The organism is Nostoc sp. DedQUE12b (assembly GCF_034530835.1).
Taxonomy (GTDB): Bacteria; Cyanobacteriota; Cyanobacteriia; order Cyanobacteriales; family Nostocaceae; genus Nostoc.
In genome coordinates this window covers 100,444-119,391 of sequence record NZ_JAVRCI010000001.1, presented here as the reverse complement: position 1 = coordinate 119,391, position 18,948 = coordinate 100,444, and the positions used below count along the sequence as shown (strand labels likewise).

Here is an 18,948-nt window from a genome sequence, read left to right as displayed (position 1 = left end):
AGTAACAGAGTGATAAACATTCGGTTACTAGAGCTAACAAGTTGTATAGGCATCTAGAGGCAAATTAAAATGAAATTCTCTTGGAAAGTCGTAGCACTCTGGACATTGCCAGCTTTGGTAATTGGCTTTTTCTTCTGGCAAGGGGCCTTTGCAGGCGCTCCTACTGACATGAGCAAGAATGCAGCTAATACCCGCATGACTTATGGTCGCTTTCTAGAATACTTGGACAGCGATCGCGTCAACAGTGTGGATCTTTACGAAGGCGGTAGGACAGCAATTATAGAAGCCCGCGATCCAGACCTGGAAAATCGTGTCCAAAGGTGGCGTGTGGATTTGCCTGTTAATGCTCCTGAGTTAATTAGCAAGCTCAAAGAGAAAGCTATTAGTTTTGATGCTCACCCCATACGGAATGATGGCGCAATTTGGGGATTGTTGGGCAATCTCATCTTTCCAGTTTTATTGATTACTGGGTTGTTCTTTTTGTTCCGGCGTTCTAGCAACCTTCCTGGTGGCCCAGGTCAAGCTATGAACTTTGGCAAATCTAAAGCGCGTTTCCAAATGGAGGCAAAAACCGGCGTCAAATTTGACGACGTAGCTGGAATCGAAGAAGCTAAAGAAGAACTACAAGAAGTCGTCACCTTCCTGAAGCAGCCAGAAAGATTTACGGCTGTGGGCGCACGGATTCCCAAGGGAGTGTTGTTAGTTGGGCCTCCTGGAACTGGTAAAACTTTATTAGCAAAAGCGATCGCAGGCGAAGCAGGCGTACCTTTCTTCAGTATTTCCGGTTCGGAATTTGTGGAAATGTTCGTTGGTGTGGGTGCATCCCGCGTCCGCGACTTGTTCAAGAAAGCCAAAGATAACGCCCCCTGTATCATCTTCATTGATGAAATCGACGCAGTTGGACGGCAACGCGGCGCTGGTATCGGCGGCGGTAACGACGAGAGAGAGCAAACCCTCAACCAATTGCTCACCGAAATGGACGGGTTTGAAGGTAACACCGGCATCATTATTATTGCTGCTACCAACCGTCCCGACGTACTAGACTCAGCCTTGCTGCGTCCCGGTCGCTTTGACCGTCAAGTAACAGTCGATGCACCCGATATCAAAGGGCGTTTGGAAATCTTGCAAGTCCATGCGCGAAATAAGAAACTAGACCCTAGCGTATCTTTAGATGCGATCGCTCGCCGCACTCCTGGATTCACTGGTGCTGACTTAGCCAACTTGCTCAACGAAGCAGCAATTCTCACAGCTAGAAGACGCAAGGAAGCAATCACCCTCCGCGAAATTGATGATGCGGTAGATAGGGTAGTCGCTGGGATGGAAGGTACTCCTTTGGTAGATAGCAAGAGCAAGCGCTTAATTGCATACCACGAAATTGGACACGCTTTAGTTGGGACTTTATTAAAAGACCATGACCCAGTACAGAAAGTTACCCTGATTCCACGAGGACAAGCACAAGGTTTAACTTGGTTTACTCCCAACGAAGAACAGGGATTAATTTCCCGTTCTCAGTTGAAAGCTAGAATTACTGGTGCTTTGGGTGGTCGCGCCGCTGAAGAGGTTATTTTTGGCGCTGCGGAAGTCACAACTGGCGCTGGTGGAGACTTGCAGCAGTTATCGGGAATGGCTCGGCAGATGGTGACTCGTTTCGGGATGTCCGACTTAGGGCCATTGTCGTTAGAAAGCCAGCAGGGAGAAGTATTCTTGGGTCGTGACTGGACAACCCGATCTGAGTATTCTGAATCCATCGCTTCTCGCATTGATGGACAAGTCAGAGAAATTGTTGAGCAGTGCTACGACAATGCTAAGAAGATCATCCGTGACCATCGCACTGTCACCGATCGCTTAGTAGATTTGCTCATTGAAAAAGAAACCATTGATGGTGAAGAATTCCGCCAGATTGTAGCTGAGTACACTGAAGTACCTGAGAAGCAACAGTACGTACCGCAACTGTAATAGTTGACTCTTTTCTGGTTACTATCTGGAAATGAGTAAAGTAACAAAAAATAAAATGAGGGTGGCGTATACCATCCTCATTTTTTTGCGGTTTTTCAGTGTTAGGAAGCTCTTAATTTTAAAATTATCAAAATTTATAAACGCATAAACTCTACAATAAACCTTGTTTTTTCAACTTAGCTAGCGCATCTTCAGCCGCAGCTTTTTCAGCTTCTTTTTTATTGCGTCCCTTACCTTCTCCATAAATCTTTTCATCTACCAATACTTTGGCTATGAATTCTGGCGCATGAGAAGGGCCTCCTATTTGGTCTGTAAAGTATTTTGGGGGATTTGGAGTAACGTTGCGTTGCACCCATTCTTGAAAGCGGTTTTTTGAGTCTACATTAGAACGAGGCAAAATTATATGCTTAGGATCTACAGAATCAAATAGTGGTTCTATAATTGCGCGAACTGTTTCAATATTAGAATCATTATCCAAATAGTAAGCACCAAGAACTGCTTCAAAGGTACTACTGAGTAAATTGGGATTTTGGTAGCCTCCGTCTCGAATAGCGCCTTTTCCTAACCGCATTCTAAAGTCTAAGCCTACCTCCTCAGCGAACTTTGCCAATTGTTTCTCATCTACCAACGCCGAACGCCGCCGTGTTAATTCATCTTCTCCCATTTCTGGGTGACAACTATATAGATACTCGCCACTTAAGAAATTCAGTAAAGCATCACCGAGGAATTCTAGGCGTTCATTATGTTCGCCTTCTCCGGGGTTTTCATGGACGTAAGAACGATGTGTAAGCGCACGACGTAGAAGTTTTTCATTATTGAACATTAGAATTTTATGCATTTTGATTTGTTCCTTTTTTTGGTAGTTAATTCAATTGAAAAGGCGGACAAGATGCCCACCTTATAAGATCAGAGCCTAATAAAATTAAGATGCTACCTAGAAACAGTTATTCTTGAGCCGGAGAGGCGGATAGAGACTGTTTCCGCGAGAATTGTTACATGAAAAGCAAGAAAGTCGTAAGTTTTCAAAAGAATTAGAACCGCCACGACTCTTAGGCAAAAGGTGATCAAATGTCAGATTTGCTTGTGGGGTATTTTGACGGCACCACCAACAGCAAGAACCATAAAAATCAATGAGTTGCTGCTTCTTATTACGTTTTTGTTTGGAATTCATTTTGCCGATGTTCCATTTCGCTTATTGTTTGGAACAGCATTGGAATATTAGGCATCTACAGATAACAAATTTCTGTAGAGAGAATTAATAAAAAATTAATTTTTCCATACAAAAAATTTGCTATGTACGCTTTCGTTTGGTTCAAGTCTCAGCCGTAGAACTCCTGGCTTCCTACTAAGTTTCGCGTCATCCTTTCCCCTGAACATTTATCCAAACATCTCATCTTCCCGTTAAAAGTCTACTCAATCAGTTGACTTGGCATTAGGCTAAATACTCAGCCGAAGGGATGACACGAAGCTTGGCAGGAAACAAGGAATTCTGCTGCTGAGACAACACCAAAAACTTGCGCTTTAGAGTGCGGTTACTTTGCTGTCTTAAATACAGATTGGCATAGCTAATGCTGGATGTCAATATAGTTTTTTATGAAGATTTTGTAAAAGAAATAAATAATTTACGGTTTACTTTGCGCGATCGCACCATACAAAATACCTAAAATCCTCTTAATATCCTTAATATAATATTCACTCAAATCAATCGAAACTACATTGCCTTCAAGCTTGAGAAATTGCCAGATAGTACCGATAGTAACAGCACCATATATAGCTTTGATTTGATTCCCACCTCTCTCGTTAAATAACTGAGCCGCTACCATTTCGGCAATACATTGGGCTAAACCAGACCTCAAATTCTCATTTTTACTTTCTACTAAGACAATTACCGGACTGCGTACAAGCAACTGCTCCGAAGAAAGACTCAAAATAAAATCACAAAATCCGTTTAATCCTCGCTGGCTATCAACAGTAAAATCAACTCCCGAAAAAAAGCTTATTTCATAATTAAATTTGCGTCTAATTTCTAATAAGATTGGACTAATTATCATTTCACTACGAGCTTTTTCAGAACTGATCGCTACTGCTAAATCAACATTTTCCCTCAAAATAGTAGATAATAAATCACTACAGTCTTGCTCCTGTACATTTGCAAATAGTCCAGACGACTCGTGGATAACTAACTCAAAAGAATCGATAACTTCAATAAGTTTAAAATCACTATAAGCCATAAAACTTACTCTTTTGTCTTATGACTGAATCCTATCTTATTTATAAATGTGTCAGAAATTGGTATGCTAAAGGCCGAGACTCGCTATTGAAAAAACAATGCCTGCGCCTACTATCAACCCCACCATAACTGCCTTTCCCTTGACAGCTGTAGTCGGTCAAGAAGCAATTAAATTAGCCTTGCTATTAGCCGCAGTCGATCCTGGTTTGGGGGGAGTGGCGATCGCAGGTCGTCGCGGTACGGCAAAATCTGTAATGGCTCGTGCTATCCACGCTCTACTACCGCCGATAGAAGTTGTCAAAGGTTCAATCAGTAATTGTGACCCCAACCACCCAGAAGAATGGGACGATCAACTTTTGACGGAGTACGCAGAGAAAGACATTCAAGATGTGCCTGTCGAAATTATCCCTGCACCTTTTTTGCAAATTCCTCTAGGTATCACCGAAGACCGGCTATTAGGTTCAGTAGATGTTGAAAAGTCGGTAAAGCAAGGTGATACGATTTTTCAGCCTGGGTTACTCGCTACAGCAAACCGTGGTGTACTGTACGTAGACGAAATTAATTTATTAGATGACCAAATATCAAATCAACTTTTAACAGTATTATCTGAGGGACGTAACCAGATTGAACGGGAAGGGATTAGTTTTCAACATCCGTGCAAATCCTTATTTATTGCCACCTACAATCCAGAAGAAGGCGGATTACGGGAGCATTTATTAGATAGAATTGCGATCGCACTTTCTGCTGACGGTGTACTCGGCTTAGATCAAAGAGTAGCAGCAGTTGAACAAGCGATCGCTTATTCTAAATCTCCCCAAGACTTTCTCCAACAGTACAACGAAGATTTAGACTCACTCAAAACCCAAATCATCTTGGCGCGGGAATGGTTAAAAGAAGTAATCATCACCCACGAACAAATTGCCTACTTAGTAGATGAGGCAATTCGCGGCGGAGTTCAGGGACATCGCGCCGAGTTATTCGCCACGCGGGTTGCCAAAGCGGCTGCGGCTTTAGAGGGACGAACAACAGTTAATGCCGAAGATTTGCGCCGTGCTGTGGAATTGGTAATTGTACCACGCGCCACAGTTGTGCAGACACCGCCACCAGATCAAGCACCACCTCCGCCTCCACCCCCACCACAACAGAATCAAGAAGAACCCCAAGACGAATCAGAAGAGGAACAAGAAGAACAAGAAGAACAGGAAGAAAATCAAGAGCAAGAACCCCCTAGCATCCCAGAAGAATTTATCTTTGATCCAGAAGGGGTAATTCTTGATGACAGCGTGCTTTACTTTACTCAAACAGCGAAGCGACAAGGTAAATCTGGTAGTCGCAGCGTCATATTCTCCGATGACAGGGGACGCTACATTAAACCAATGTTGCCCAAAGGAAAAGCGCGACGCATTGCAGTAGATGCCACGCTGAGAGCTGCGGCTCCTTATCAAAAAGCGCGAAGAGAAAGACAACCAGATAGAAAAGTGATTGTGGAACAGCCTGATATTCGCTCGAAACGCCTAGTACGCAAAGCTGGGGCGTTAGTAGTATTTGTGGTAGATGCTTCTGGCTCAATGGCCCTGAATCGAATGCAATCGGCTAAAGGTGCGGTGATGCAACTGTTGACGGAAGCTTATCAAAACCGCGACCAAATAGCATTAATTCCCTTCCGGGGAGAACAGGCAGAAGTGTTATTGCCTCCAACACGTTCTATTGCCTTAGCACGTAACCGCTTGGAAAGGTTGCCCTGTGGTGGAGGTTCACCCTTAGCGCATGGTTTAACCCAAGCTGTGCGCGTCGGCTTAAATGCCCAAATGAGTGGAGATATTGGGCAAGTTGTCCTTGTAGCTATCACCGATGGACGGGGTAATATTCCCTTAGCGCGTTCTTTAGGTGAACCGATAGAACCAGGAGAAAAGCCAGATATCAAAGGAGAATTATTAGAAATTGCTGCCAGAATCCGTGGTTTGGGGATGCAACTATTAGTAATTGATACGGAAAGTAAATTTGTGTCTACTGGCTTTGCCAAAGAATTATCGCAAACAGCAGGCGGTAAATATTATCATTTGCCAAAAGCGACAGATCAAGCTATTGCTGCTATGACCAAAGGTGCGATCGCTGATTTAAAATCTAGATAATTAGTCATTAGTCATTAATCATTAGTCATTAGATTTTTGACTCAGTACGACTACGAGCCAGTGGGCATTACCTGTGGTTGTAAATAGCAAATCAAATCTTGAATTCCCTTTTGCAGATACCGTGTTACTGTCATTGGACTAGTACCAATGTTTTTAGCAGCATCCTTGCGAGAAAGTTCCTTTAGAAATACCATTTCAACTGCCATCCGAGGCTTTTCTTCCAACATATTGATTGCGCCTTGGAGTTGTTGGCGTTCTTCTTCTTGTTGCAGAAGCACATGAGAACGAGGACAAGGAAGTGCTTCGCCCAAGGTTATTTGGCAATCAACATAATTAACCGCGGTCGCATCTAAACTCAAAGGCATCCGATTTTGAGCAGCTAACTTGGTTTCTTGCCATTCTTGCACAGATACCCGGAGGTGGCTGGCAATTTCAGCATCCTTGGGCTGGCGACCTAAAGACATTGCCAAGTCCTTGCGAATCTTTTGCCCTTCATTGTATAATTCTTGCCAACGACGGGGAATTTTTAATAGAGTACTGCGATCGCGCAAAAAGTGCAGCATCTCACCGCGAATGTATGGCACAGCAAAGGAACTAAAAGCATATCCTTGGCTAGGGTCGAAACGCTCAATTGCCCTAATTAAACCAAAATAACCGATTTGTTCTAAATCTTCATAAGGTTCATTACATTGATGGCTAAATTTATGAGCCATCTTCCGTACTAAACCAGTATGTAACTGTACAAGTTTATTACGAAGTTTAATAGATGGATTCTGGTGGTACAAGTGTAATAATTCTATACCATCAGTTCGTAAAGAGGACTCACTTGTTGCCATATACATTCCTTTGTTGTAACTCCTATTCCTGGGAAAATGGAGTTGCGTATATTTTCTTTTAAGCTGTCATTATTTTCCTTAGTCAAGCCTGAATAAGCCATCGTCGTTTCACTGAACTTGTCAGGGGTCACACTCCGCAATTCAGTATTTGTACGCATGATTTTGCTAACCTCTCTGTTGCAGGTTATGTTTGTTTTTCAGATAACTCTTGAATGGCACATAATCTTTAGCTTTTGCAACAAAAACTAGCTATTTATGCTGAACAATGCATTACTGATCTAATAGCCATCTGTCATACTGAGCGTAACGTGGAGCGGCACTGAATTCATTGCAAAAGAGACTGTAAAATTTTATCTCTTAATCCACACCGTCATTAATAAAAATCGAAAATCTAAATTTGAAGTTGGGTTGAGCAAGGAAACCCAAGCTATAAAAAACAGAATTCCGACTCATTTTTATGGGAATTTGTACTTAGTTGGGTATAGAGGGAGATTTCAATTCATGTAAAATGGAAACTTCGGAAACTTAGTGGAAACATAGAAACAATTTGTTGACACGCAAGTTTGTTGGGTGTCACACTTCTGCTAAACAGGAGGGTGAGCAATGAAAATCACCAAACACCAGCAAAAAATTCTCGATGCACTTCAGCAATGGTTTAGTATCCATAAACAAGGGCCAACTCTAGAAGAGTTGTGTCAAGAACTCGGAATGCAACCACGTCAGAAAGCAACAGTTCAGAAGTGGTTGCAAACTATGCGCGGTATCGATGTGGAATGGGATGACCACAGCGCCCGCAGTCTTCGCCTCCTCACATTTGAACCGGAAAAACCCTCCTTACAGCTATCTATTACCGATACTCTGCGGTATTTAGCTACTGGTGTGGTGCAGTGGGAAAAACTTGATCTAGAAAAGCGAAGTCAAGTACCAGAAGCCCTTCGTATTGGTATGTCCCGTATGTACTTAACTTCTTTACTACGCGGAGAACAAGCCCCAGAGAACCTACCCCAATTTTTTGATTGGGCGGAAACATCAATTACTTCTTGGAAACCAGCCCAAGAGATTAAATATCTTTCGCCAGATGTCAGCGTTATAGAAGACGGAGTAGTTTCCGATTTTGCTACAGAATGGCAAGTTTCAGGTAATGATGTCGTGGCACAGGTACAAGAGTCAGTACTGAAAGATGTACTGGAATACTGTCGGGGAAATCAGCTAGAAGATGCTTATCGCGCTTTTCGACTACTAATCATTCCTAAACCTACTCTTCATTACTCAGAATATCGGCAACAGCTACGTTTACCTGAACTCAAACCACTGCGTGAGTTATTGTCACGGTTAGAAATCTATGTCGATATGGATAAGTTGGCAGAGGGTAGCGTCTATCATCTGTGTCCGCGCTGCAAGTATGTGCAACGCCAACGCCCTGATGGTACATATACCTGCCGTAACCTTTGGTGTGCAAGACTTTGTGCAATCGGCAACTTTCAACCATTGCCACCTATTTCTAAAGAAAAAGCAGCAGACTGGAAAGCTGTTACCCCTGGCGTGCATTTGTACGGTACGCTTCCAGGAATTTGGGAAATTCAACTTCAAGAAGAACTGACAAAATTGGGTTTGCGCGTTACTCTCTGGCCTTTTGTCGATGAATTTGACTTACTCGTAGAGTTCCCGCGCAAAGTTCGTTGGGCAATTGATTTTAAAGATTGGTCATCCGTGGATGAAGAACGTTTGCGAAAGGTGCAGTATCGGCGTGATGCAACGGAAACCTTTGTAGTTTTTCCAGATGAACGCGAAGACTATTTACGAATAAAGGTAGTGCGCGAACAACTAGAACCTGAACTTGAAGGGGTGCGCTTGCGCTTATTTAGCGAAATCATCACTCAGGCTCAAGCAATTTTAGGGAAGAAAAAATAATGCGTGATACCATTAGCTGGCGCAAGGAGCTGTGTAAAAAACTCCGCAACTCGGATGAATTACAACAGCATATAGTATCTAGTTTAGTTAACGCAGATACTAAGGTACAACAGCGAGAACTTAAGCGTCTTGCCCAACTCATTGCTGATGTGGAATTGGGATTAACCCTACTTAAGGAAGTAGCACCAGAAGAACCTGCTACTTCTGTGGAAGCTTTGCTGAAGGGATATCGCTTTCCAGTTGAACAACTACAAAGCGATCGCAACTGGCAACTTATACAAAATGCTCGTTTCTATTTGATTAAGCGTAAAGGCAGACAATGGCTGCGAGTTCTTCAGGAGTACATCAACTTACCTGAAATTATTAGAATCTACAACCTTGAAGAGGCAAGGAATGTTCCTCAACCTATTCCATCCAGTACCTACCCAACTCGTTTAGAGAAGATATATCTCCCAACCTTATTAAAAACTCCACAGCATAGACAACGAAAAGTCAAATTAGCAGATGAGGGACGGTGGTATGCCAAGATTTCCCAAAAAGGTAACTCTCCAGTTGAGGTTCCGATTGATATTCCCAAGGAAGTTGCTAATATAGCACCTTCATCTGTAGTAACCCTTCGTCGCACACGGACTAAGCAGAATCCACAGTGTAGCGTTACCCGTGAAGAATTAATACTAGCTGCCCAAGAAATGGACGATAAATTGTCCCAGTTTGGGCAACAAGAAAATTATCGTAACCGCTTGGAAAATATCTTCTTCCAGCTATACGATGCTAAATCAGATAATTTCCAGCACGGTAATCAGCTAACTTTAGAGGGTCTTATCCACATTGTTGGGCTTTTGAATGTGGGCAAGTCTACTTTGTTGGAAATTATGATTTACTTCTTCGCTAAACAGGGAGATCGCTGTGGGTTGATGGTGAATGATGTTGCTACAGCAGTGCGTCTCGCTTCCTTGTTCTGCCACAAATTAGGAATTCCTGCTGCACCAGTGTTGGGTAGTAAGCGCCAAGAGCAACTGGCAAAAGTCTACGAACCTATTCTCAAAAGTGAGGGTAAGGAAATTACTAAGGGAGGGATGCACCCAGCTTGGCGTTGGTTCAGCCCAGTCTGCCCACTTTTAGCTTTAGTGCAATCAGAAGATAAGTGGGAATTTGGCAACGAACCTTGTCACAAGCTTTATCAAAAAGTTCTTGTAGCTGATAATGATGATTCTGATGATGAAGACTGGCAGGAAAGCGATAAAAAATACACTTGTCCCTTTTATTACAAATGTCCACGTCACCATTTAGAACACGATATTGCTACAGCTTTTGTTTGGATTTTCACCCCTGCTAGTTTCATTCATACTCGTGTACCCCGCCAAGGATTTGAACAAGACTTGACCTTTGCTGAGGCTGTTTATCGAGAATGTAAGTATCTATTCGTTGACGAAGCCGATCACGTGCAGATTCAGTTTGACGAAGAGTTTGCCCCTGATGAAGTCTTAGTCGATGGTTCTGGAAACTCATTTTTAAATAAACTCGGACTTAACCAGTCCACGATTTACAATTCCGATCGCAGTGATATGGCAGGCGATCGCTTTGTTGCTTGGACAAGCGCACATTACCATACCCAAAATGCTACTAACCGCATCTATCACCTACTCCTCACCCACTCAAAATTGGTTGCGTGGTTGGGGCCACTTCCTTTTACAGGTCGTTCTCTATTTGCTCGGATTATCCGTGACTTAGTTGATCCGCCTGAGATTCCTGTCTTAGCAAAACCGAAACTAACTCGCCAACAAATCATGGAAGAACGACGTAAACGCATCATTGAAGCAGACTTGGCTCCCACAGAGCAACGTCGCCGCCGCAAACAAATGATGGATCAACTAGATGGATTTTTACAACATCCGCTCAATCCCCGTCGTGGTGGTGAACTTTCAGGTTTGGCGCTGACAATACTAACTGCGGAAGATGACCGTCAAGCCTTAGCTGAAATTGCTCCTTGGTGCAAAAGATGGATAGAAATCCATAATCTTTCCCTACCAGATAAGACTCAATTTGAGGAACTAACCCGAAATCTCCAGTTTGCGATTTTAGTCACCATACTCGACAACCGCCTGGGTTTTATAGTTGATAATCTGAGCGACCTCGGCCGAGTAATTAACTTGCACGACTCAAGCCAAGACCTTTTACATCGTCCACCGGATGACTTCCTCCCAGTTTTACCAGAATCGCCAGTGGGAAATATTCTAGGTTTTTTGTATAAGCAAGAACGTAGTGCTAAAAAAGCTGGCAAGTTGGACTATTTCCGCTATGTAGGTGTAGGTCGTGCGTTGCTGTTAAATTTCCCAAAACTGTTTGCAGTTGACGATTGGGAGGGTTCACATACTGTTTTGATATCAGGTACTAGCTACGCTCCAGGTTCGCCTGCCTATCACATCAACATACAACCCACTATATTGTTGCAACCTAGAACTGGTGAGGCAGGTATAGCTGAGAGTCAATTTTTCTTTAGTCCCAAACAGAATCCGCAAGCCAACTATATTGCTTTATCAGGATTACCACCTGCAAAACGCAAACTTGCTGCTAAAGAAATGGTCGAGGCTATGTGCGACTCGGTAAGAGGTGGAGAGAGTTTTCTAGATGGGGTATTTGAGGATTTAGAACAGCGAAAACAACAGCAACCAGAATGGTGGAGCGATCGCGATCGCATCTTGATTGTCGTGGGTAGCTACGATGAATCCGAGTGGGCCATGTCTATCTTACAATCGCGCTACCGTTTCGACGTAAACATTAACGATGACGGTATTGCTACCCTCCGTCGTGACAATGCTCCTACTCATCTTCATGGGATTCTGCGAAGCGAAATCAGGAATTTACAACATTTACGCACCCAGATTGTAGTTGCTCCTTTGATGGCTCTAGAGCGGGGTCACAACATCTTGAATGCTCAAGGTAAAGCTGCATTCGGTGCAGTGCTGTTCCTCAATAGACCTATGCCAGTACCTGATAACTGGCAATCTACTGTTCAGCAACTCAACGCTTGGGCGCTGAAACACGAAAAAGACTCCACTCTTTACGAAGAAGCTCAATCAATATCGGGGAACCTAACCCTAACTCAGGTTGCAGATATTTTCTACCAGAATCTGTTGCCGAAATGGTCAATCTGAACTATACAGCATGGGCTTTTAAGCAACTAACACAAGGAGAGCGATCGGTACTTTGCTGGACTCAGTTAGTGAGTATTTGGCAAATCATCGGGCGTTTGGTGCGTGGTGGTGTACCAGCAGTAGTCCATTTTATAGATGTGAAATTTGCCCCAAATTCAGCCATTGGCGAACAAGACAGCGAAAGTACTTCACTTTTGGTTGCCATCATCAAGGTGCTGGAACCCTATGTAGAAGGTGAGGATGTGCTGGCGCGATCGCTCTATGGAGCTTTTTTAAATGCGTTGAAACAAATGAGGGAAAGAAACTTAAACTATGACTAAAATTATTCTTCCTGGTGCTTGGGAACTTACTGCAACGAATCCAACATGCGAACTTTATGCAATCTATGTCCCTACTACATGGCGACAAGTCGCCAACAACCTTGCTCAACAGCGTGCCAGACTCCAAGGTAAAAGTTATCGGGCCGTACCAGTTTATTCCCTCGATCCCCTGGTAGTTGGTAGTTTTCCCAAAATTATCAAGACTTTGCGTAATGGCTGGCAAAAAGACAATATGCCTTGGTTATTAGCAACAGAAACCATAGACATTTCTGACTTGGGTAACTTGATCAAAGATTGGTTAATAGAAGAATTTAGTTCCTTGGAGGATGTTGAGTCACAGCTTGCAAATTTGAATAATGATGATTGGCAATGGGGAAATTCACAAACCTATGAGTTACTCCATCCTCAAAACAAAGTCGAAACAAGCAACCTTTACCAAGCAATTCCAGATTACCTTGCCGAGAAGTTTCTCCAAAAACCAACAGTTTCCTTTGGCGTTGATGAGCAGTATCAACTGACATTTTACCGAGTGGTCAGCCTCCAAGGTGCTGAGTTGATGTCATGGCCTCCCAGTGAAGTTACGGTAATAAAAGGAAAGGAAACCACAGAAACAGCATACATTTCATTTGTCATTGAGTTTGTTTTGCAAACAGTTCCCTGGCGCGAAAAACCTATTGTTTATCATCATTTATCAATTCGACGTTGGCTGACTAAACCTCTGAAAGTACCTTATCCAGGCGTTAAAGCTCATATTGGTGATAACCGTCGCTGGTTAGATGGACAACGCCAACCCTTTTGCTTTATTCCACTGATGATGAACCGTTATGGAAAGGAAGTAAAGTGGCCTCAAGCCATCAGCAATCTTCTTTCTCTCAATGACTCTCAACTTCCTGACGCAAATAATTTCGTTTCTAACCCAAATTATAACTGGTCAGGTGTAAACACAATTCCTAGTGGTATTCAGGCTGCGATCGCCTACACTTCTAAATTAGGAGAACCACCGTGCTTTGCTGGTGTCAGTCCACAAGATTTGGCTAGTTTAGATCAAGCTATTGAAGCACGTCTCCCTGTTCAGAGAGTGGGTGAGGCTGAAAGGGTGACAGGTAACGTTTATATTTTCTGGCCTTTGGAGAAACCCAAACAGAAAATTGTTCCTCTCCTTGCTGACGAAGATATCCAATCTCCCCAGCCAAAAAAAGCCAAGAAATCTGACAATCCAAATCATTCACACACCCCAATGCTGCGACCAAAACTAGCAGCGCCAGCAGTATTTCGTGAAGCTGAAAATACTCTCCGTACCATACTGATTTTGTGGGAAACTCCACAATGTCGTGATGCACTAATTGCTGAAATTTGCCAGTTACTGTATTTATCACCCACAAGGGTAGAAAACATCTATCAAGGTTTCTACGGTTCTTTATATATCAAGACTCAACATGTTGGCGACCTTACACAAGACCTGGAAATTCAACATTTTTCTGAAGCAAGGAAAACTTATCAACAGCAACGTCCTAATTTATTAGTAGAGCGCATTAATCAAATTATCGCTTTTCTACCCAAAACTAAAGAACTAAGTGGGGCATTAATCGAAATTAGACTGAAACCTCGTATATCCGAGGCTGATCCCAAGTTGGCGTGGCGAATTGGAGCAATGAAGGCAGGCTATCTCAACCAACATATTCATCGGATAACTTATATTACAAAAGCTGGTGAAGAAAAACCGAAAACATCCGGTTTGGAACCAGTAAAACGAGCAGTATCAGACTTACTAAGGCAATTTGGGATTTTACCTGATACTCCTTTAATTAATTCCAAAAAAGATGGCATTGATCCTGATGTCTGGTTAACGTGCTTTTATGTTCTACGCCGTACCCGCAAAACCAATGCTGAAAACATTCCCAAAACTGTTGCTTTAATGATCAGAGTTAATCCAATAACAGCTAAAGTAGAATTAACAACTCCTGATTTATGGAATAAACAAGGTTGGGTGTCATATCCTTTCGGACTTGCACATCTTTTGAATGAAGACTGGAATCCAAACTCTTTTGATGAAAGTAATGAAGAGCTTGATGATGAACAAAAGCGTAAAGAGCAAACGAAAGAACAAAGGCTAATCAATAAGTTTGTTGCTGAATGTTTACAAGAGTGTTTCAATACTCCAATTACTGATAATGAATACCCGCGTGTGCTGTTCATGGCAGAGGCGCAAAATGCCCGCAAAATGCTGAACTGGCTACAAAACCAAAATCTACTTACTAATGACCCACTGCAAGCACTAAAACAGTACCTTTCACAACAAGAAATCAATCGTCTGTGGGTTGTGCGCTTACGAATTGCAGATGGTGGTGAAGTACCAGTTGCTATTGTTAAAGATTCTCCTGGTGAGCGACGCAGTGGTGTTTACCGATGGCGGGGTGTGTGTGATCATGGGGAGCGATCGCTCTACCTAAGCGTTAGAAAGGCGTTGTATACTGAACGAGGCACAACAATATTACAAAAAACTCAGTCTCGCCTTGACAATGGCAGCAGGCAAGCTGGAAAAGCCAGAATCCTAGAAATAGCCTTGATTCATCACCCAGAAATCAAGGGCGACAAGCTAGCTCACTTTGTCCACTCTCTGCGAAGTCGCTGGTCTTATTTTGCAAATGACGTTTCCCTGCCTTTGCCTTTTCCCTTTGCAATCAAGGCTAAAGAGTATGCTATCAGTACTAAAGATCCAGTGGAATCCTCAGAGAGTGACGATTCCAATTTTTAACAACGAAGCTACCTTTCAGATTTTGCAACAATATTAAATCGTTGGCTGTTAACCGCAAAGATTGGTAACAATAGGAATAAGCACAACGTTTTCCTGAAAAACTGTTTTTCAATATGAGCAATACCAGTAATTTTCGTGAAGCTATCCGTGAGGCTAAATCTCAAGCCCTCGTTGGTCCTAACGTAATCGCCAACGCCCTCCCCTACGTCGGTGGTGGATTGGTATTAACCGCATTAGGAACCTACGGCGGTTTGGGAGTTATCCGTACTAACCCCGGAATATTCTTTCCCACATTCATTGGTGCGGTGATTTTGGAGTTGATTTTGTTCTTTGTTGCCCAAAATGTTGCCCAAAAAGGTAATAAGGGGCTTGCACTACCCCTGTTGGCAACCTACAGCCTCTTGTCTGGATATACCCTCAGTGGCTTGGTATTTGTCGCCTTGAGATCCCAAGGTGTTGGCATTCAAGGTATTGGGTTGGCTGCCCTTGGTTGTGGCGTCACCTTTATTGCTGCTCGTCAAATTGGTTCAAATCTTTCTGAACAAGATGGGATGGCTTTGACAAAAACCATCAATCTCGGCGTTATCGCCTTGGTGGTTGTGTGCCTTGCCCAATTCGGCTTTGCCATGTTTGGTGTTTACACGCCAAATTGGTTAGAAATTGCCATCTCCGGTTTAGGAGTATTTTTGTTTGTTGGGGTTTCTGTCGTCGATTTTTACATCTTGCCCCGTACTTACAGCGATGACCAATATCTGCCTGCTGCTTTGTCAATGTATCTCACTTACATAAACTTGTTTGTCTTTATCTTGCGGTTGCTAATTGCCATCAATGGCCGCGATTAGTTGTCTGTAGATACTAACAAAAGTCAAGTCTTATAAAGTTAAAACCGTGGTTGAATTTTTAGCAACCACGGTTTTTACATCGTTTTAATAGTAGAATATGTAGATAAATTCAGCCTCAAGCGAGCAAAACTATGCTAGGACTCTTAAACATCAAAATTGAAGTAGAAAGGTTGTCTAATATCTTGACCAAGGCTGAAGGCTGTCTTTAACCTGACGGAACTGAGTGCAAGAATTCAGGACTTGAATCAATTAGTTTCTCAACCTACTTTCTGGCATAATTCTCTCACTTCCCGTCAGACACTTCAAGAAATTGATTCACTCAACGCTAAAAAGAAACAATATCAGCGATCGCACTTCATTCTAGAAGATATCAAGGCAGCATTAGAACTACTAGAATTATCTGCTGATGAGGAATTATTGCAAGAGGTGCAAACCAACCTAACTCAACTCCAGCAAGAACTCGAAACACTAGAAATAGAACAATTCCTGTCCGATCCCTGCGACCAAAAGGGGGCATTCTTGGCAATTACGGCTGAAGTTGGAGGTATAGATGCCCAAGACTGGGCAGCTATGTTATTGCAGCTATACCATCGTTGGGCAGTAAATCATAATCATAAAGTATATCTAGTCGAAGAGTTAGAAGGTGATTTAGGAGGGTTCAAACATGCCACCCTGGAAATTATAGGGCGTTATGCTTATGGCTGACTAAAATCGGAACAAGGAACTCATGCAAGAATAGAGCGAATTTCTCCTGTTCATGGCAATGGCAAACAGCATACTTGCCTAGCCAGCGTAGAAGTCAGCCCTATTTTAGATGAGTCTGTTGATTTTGAGATTCCAGAGAAGCATTTAGAAATTACTTTGCCGCGGCATCGGGGGAATGTCAACCGCCCAGAAACATGGGTGCGGGTGTTTCATATTCCTACTGGGATTAGTGTATTTTGTAAGGAAGAGCGCAGCCAGATGCAAAACAAAGATAAAGCCCTGGCTATTCTCAAGAGTAAACTGTTTGCGATGCCTACGCCTACGCACTAGCCCAAAATGTCCAGCTTGATGAAATTCAACCCCGACAAATAAAACTTCTATCCAACAAGCTCATCCGGGAATATATCTTGCATCCTTACACCAAGGTGAAAGATTTACGTACCAATGTAGAAACAACTGCTGCGGCAGAGGTTTTGAACGGGAAAATCGATTTGTTTATCAAAGCCTATCTGCAACAGCTTCACACTACTTCAGTGACCCAAGAAGCCCTTGATAATTTCAAGTCACTTTTGTAACTTATATAAGTAGTGCAGAGAAAATTTGCCCAACTACAGCTAAAATCAAGAAACATAAGTAGAATAAAGAGCAATTTTCAAATCCAAAGCGCTCTATCTATCATTCAACAAGCACTATGGAAGTTTTAGAACTCAAACGCGAAATCGAAACGTTGTCTAGCCGCCTGGGTAAAACCCAGGACTATCTTTGACGTACCTGCACTGACAGCCAAAATTCAAGACCTCGAAAAAATATCAGCGCAGCCAGAATTTTGGAATGACCAAACCCAGGCCCAGCAAACCCTGCAAGAACTCAACGACCTGAAAGCTCATCTTCAGCAATACGATCGCTGGCACGCCAATCTGGAAGATACTAAGGCAGTTGTTGAGTTGTTGGAGTTAGAAACCGATGAGGCACTACTCGAAGAAGCAGAATCTACCATTACTAAACTGAATCGTGACCTTGACCAGTGGGAGTTACAACAGTTACTTTCTGGCCCCTATGATGCGGAAGGTGCTGTACTGACGATTAGTGCTGGTGCTGGTGGTACAGATGCTCAAGACTGGGCATTTATGCTGATGCGGATGTACACCCGTTGGGGCGAAGCTCACGGCTATAAGGTAACTTTAGCTGAAGAGTCGGAGGGTGATGAAGCCGGAATTAAATCGGCAACCCTAGAAATTACTGGTCGCTATGCTTATGGTTACTTGCGATCGGAAATGGGTACACATCGCTTAGTACGGATTTCACCTTTTAATGCCAACGGCAAACGCCAAACCAGTTTTGCAGGGGTGGAAGTTATGCCGCAGATTGATAACTCTGTGCAATTGGATATTCCAGACAAGGATTTGGAAATCACCACAACTCGCTCTGGTGGTAAAGGTGGGCAAAACGTTAACAAAGTAGAAACTGCGGTGCGGATTGTTCATCTTCCCACGGGTCTTGCCGTGCGCTGTACAGAAGAGCGATCGCAGCTGCAAAATAAAGAAAAAGCCTTAAATCGCCTCAAAGCAAAGCTGTTGGTCATCGCCAAGGAGCAACGCGCCCAAGAAATTGCTGAAATTCGTGGTGATATGGTGGAAGCCTCTTGGGGAAACCAAATCCGTAACTATGTGTTTCACCCTTACCAAATGGTGAAAGATTTGCGTACAAACACGGAAACAACAGCGATTGGTGATGTGATGAATGGCGAACTTGATACATTCATCCAAGCTTATCTGCGCCAAGAAAATAAACTAGTAGAAAACACTCTGGCATAAAGCCACTTATTACATAACATCCCGATTGCTAAGGCGTTTCACTGAGAAACGCCTTAGCAATATATGGGCGATCGCAATTCTATCCCAGACCAACTGTTACAGTTATAAAAGAGTCTGTAGACAAATAACTATGAGCAACTCACCTTCAACAGAACCTCAACCTAGCTACGTCAAACTCGCCATGCGAAACATGGTGCGGAAGGGTGGAACTTCTTTAAAGCATTTTGGATTGACTGCTGTAGGGCTTTTAGCTCTGCTTGTTGGTCTTGCTTACCTCACTCATTAACGACAA

The 18,948-nt window shown here is 43.0% G+C and carries 13 protein-coding genes and 1 pseudogene; 10 read left to right on the top strand and 4 right to left on the bottom strand.

The features are described from left to right. Nucleotides 1-69: 69 nt before the first annotated feature. Nucleotides 70-1,956: an ATP-dependent zinc metalloprotease FtsH2 gene (gene ftsH2, locus RMY16_RS00305; RefSeq protein WP_322665818.1), complete on the top strand. Its 1,887-nt coding sequence runs from the start codon at nt 70-72 to the stop codon at nt 1,954-1,956. Between the two features lie 151 nt (nt 1,957-2,107). On the opposite strand, the gene rnc is transcribed toward ftsH2, so the two are convergent. From rnc to RMY16_RS00295, 3 genes are all read right to left on the bottom strand, one after another. Next, a complete protein-coding gene (gene rnc / locus RMY16_RS00300; RefSeq protein WP_322734685.1) occupies nt 2,108-2,794 on the bottom strand; it encodes a ribonuclease III in 687 nt (228 codons plus the stop codon). Between the two features lie 96 nt (nt 2,795-2,890). Then, nucleotides 2,891-3,127, bottom strand: coding sequence for an HNH endonuclease (locus tag RMY16_RS32955; protein ID WP_416211632.1), 237 nt, complete (start codon nt 3,125-3,127; stop codon nt 2,891-2,893). Nucleotides 3,128-3,578: 451 nt separating this feature from the next. Next, nucleotides 3,579-4,187, bottom strand: coding sequence for a hypothetical protein (locus RMY16_RS00295; protein WP_322734684.1), 609 nt, complete (start codon nt 4,185-4,187; stop codon nt 3,579-3,581). 97 nt (nt 4,188-4,284) lie between these two features. On the opposite strand from RMY16_RS00295, the gene bchD reads away from it, so the two are divergent. Beyond that, nucleotides 4,285-6,318 carry a magnesium chelatase ATPase subunit D gene (gene bchD, locus RMY16_RS00290; RefSeq protein WP_322734683.1) on the top strand — a complete coding sequence of 678 codons (2,034 nt, stop codon included), beginning with the start codon at nt 4,285-4,287 and terminating at the stop codon, nt 6,316-6,318. A 50-nt stretch (nt 6,319-6,368) separates the two neighbouring features. On the opposite strand, the gene RMY16_RS00285 is transcribed toward bchD, so the two are convergent. Beyond that, nucleotides 6,369-7,154 (bottom strand): RNA polymerase sigma factor SigF, encoded by a 786-nt coding sequence (locus RMY16_RS00285; protein ID WP_094329630.1) that lies wholly within the window; start codon nt 7,152-7,154, stop codon nt 6,369-6,371. A gap of 603 nt (nt 7,155-7,757) precedes the next feature. Between RMY16_RS00285 and RMY16_RS00280 the strand changes: the two genes are divergently transcribed. The 8 genes and pseudogenes from RMY16_RS00280 to RMY16_RS00245 all read left to right on the top strand — a co-directional run bounded on the left by RMY16_RS00280 (nt 7,758) and on the right by RMY16_RS00245 (nt 18,942). Then, nucleotides 7,758-9,065, top strand: coding sequence for a Fis family transcriptional regulator (locus RMY16_RS00280; RefSeq protein ID WP_322734682.1), 1,308 nt, complete (start codon nt 7,758-7,760; stop codon nt 9,063-9,065). After that, the gene (locus RMY16_RS00275; RefSeq protein WP_322734681.1) at nt 9,065-12,220 is read left to right on the top strand and encodes a hypothetical protein; all 3,156 of its coding nucleotides are present in this window, start codon (nt 9,065-9,067) and stop codon (nt 12,218-12,220) included. Before RMY16_RS00280 ends, RMY16_RS00275 begins: the two co-directional genes overlap by 1 nt. After that, the gene (locus tag RMY16_RS00270) at nt 12,208-12,540 is read left to right on the top strand and encodes a hypothetical protein (RefSeq protein WP_322734680.1); all 333 of its coding nucleotides are present in this window, start codon (nt 12,208-12,210) and stop codon (nt 12,538-12,540) included. Before RMY16_RS00275 ends, RMY16_RS00270 begins: the two co-directional genes overlap by 13 nt. Beyond that, nucleotides 12,533-15,295, top strand: coding sequence for a pPIWI_RE module domain-containing protein (locus RMY16_RS00265; protein ID WP_322734679.1), 2,763 nt, complete (start codon nt 12,533-12,535; stop codon nt 15,293-15,295). Before RMY16_RS00270 ends, RMY16_RS00265 begins: the two co-directional genes overlap by 8 nt. Nucleotides 15,296-15,408: 113 nt before the next feature. Further along, nucleotides 15,409-16,137 (top strand): Bax inhibitor-1 family protein, encoded by a 729-nt coding sequence (locus tag RMY16_RS00260; RefSeq protein WP_322734678.1) that lies wholly within the window; start codon nt 15,409-15,411, stop codon nt 16,135-16,137. Nucleotides 16,138-16,268: 131 nt separating this feature from the next. Beyond that, nucleotides 16,269-17,417, top strand: a pseudogene (locus RMY16_RS00255) (PCRF domain-containing protein). Nucleotides 17,418-17,533: 116 nt separating this feature from the next. Next, nucleotides 17,534-18,656 (top strand): peptide chain release factor 2 gene (prfB, locus tag RMY16_RS00250; protein ID WP_322734677.1). Its coding sequence is split into 2 segments (ribosomal slippage): nt 17,534-17,605 and nt 17,607-18,656, totalling 1,122 coding nucleotides; the frame shifts between segments, so codons are not numbered across the junction. A gap of 130 nt (nt 18,657-18,786) precedes the next feature. Further along, the gene (locus RMY16_RS00245; RefSeq protein WP_094350437.1) at nt 18,787-18,942 is read left to right on the top strand and encodes a DUF3285 domain-containing protein; all 156 of its coding nucleotides are present in this window, start codon (nt 18,787-18,789) and stop codon (nt 18,940-18,942) included. The last annotated feature ends 6 nt before the right edge of the window (nt 18,943-18,948 follow it).

What these genes read in the sequence shown, in the direction of transcription:
- ftsH2 (WP_322665818.1), top strand. Translation starts at nt 70, where the DNA reads ATGAAATTCTCTTGGAAAGTCGTAGCACTCTGGACATTGCCAGCTTTG.
- rnc (WP_322734685.1), bottom strand. Translation starts at nt 2,794, where the DNA reads ATGCATAAAATTCTAATGTTCAATAATGAAAAACTTCTACGTCGTGCG.
- RMY16_RS32955 (WP_416211632.1), bottom strand. Translation starts at nt 3,127, where the DNA reads ATGAATTCCAAACAAAAACGTAATAAGAAGCAGCAACTCATTGATTTT.
- RMY16_RS00295 (WP_322734684.1), bottom strand. Translation starts at nt 4,187, where the DNA reads ATGGCTTATAGTGATTTTAAACTTATTGAAGTTATCGATTCTTTTGAG.
- bchD (WP_322734683.1), top strand. Translation starts at nt 4,285, where the DNA reads ATGCCTGCGCCTACTATCAACCCCACCATAACTGCCTTTCCCTTGACA.
- RMY16_RS00285 (WP_094329630.1), bottom strand. Translation starts at nt 7,154, where the DNA reads ATGGCAACAAGTGAGTCCTCTTTACGAACTGATGGTATAGAATTATTA.
- RMY16_RS00280 (WP_322734682.1), top strand. Translation starts at nt 7,758, where the DNA reads ATGAAAATCACCAAACACCAGCAAAAAATTCTCGATGCACTTCAGCAA.
- RMY16_RS00275 (WP_322734681.1), top strand. Translation starts at nt 9,065, where the DNA reads ATGCGTGATACCATTAGCTGGCGCAAGGAGCTGTGTAAAAAACTCCGC.
- RMY16_RS00270 (WP_322734680.1), top strand. Translation starts at nt 12,208, where the DNA reads ATGGTCAATCTGAACTATACAGCATGGGCTTTTAAGCAACTAACACAA.
- RMY16_RS00265 (WP_322734679.1), top strand. Translation starts at nt 12,533, where the DNA reads ATGACTAAAATTATTCTTCCTGGTGCTTGGGAACTTACTGCAACGAAT.
- RMY16_RS00260 (WP_322734678.1), top strand. Translation starts at nt 15,409, where the DNA reads ATGAGCAATACCAGTAATTTTCGTGAAGCTATCCGTGAGGCTAAATCT.
- RMY16_RS00245 (WP_094350437.1), top strand. Translation starts at nt 18,787, where the DNA reads ATGAGCAACTCACCTTCAACAGAACCTCAACCTAGCTACGTCAAACTC.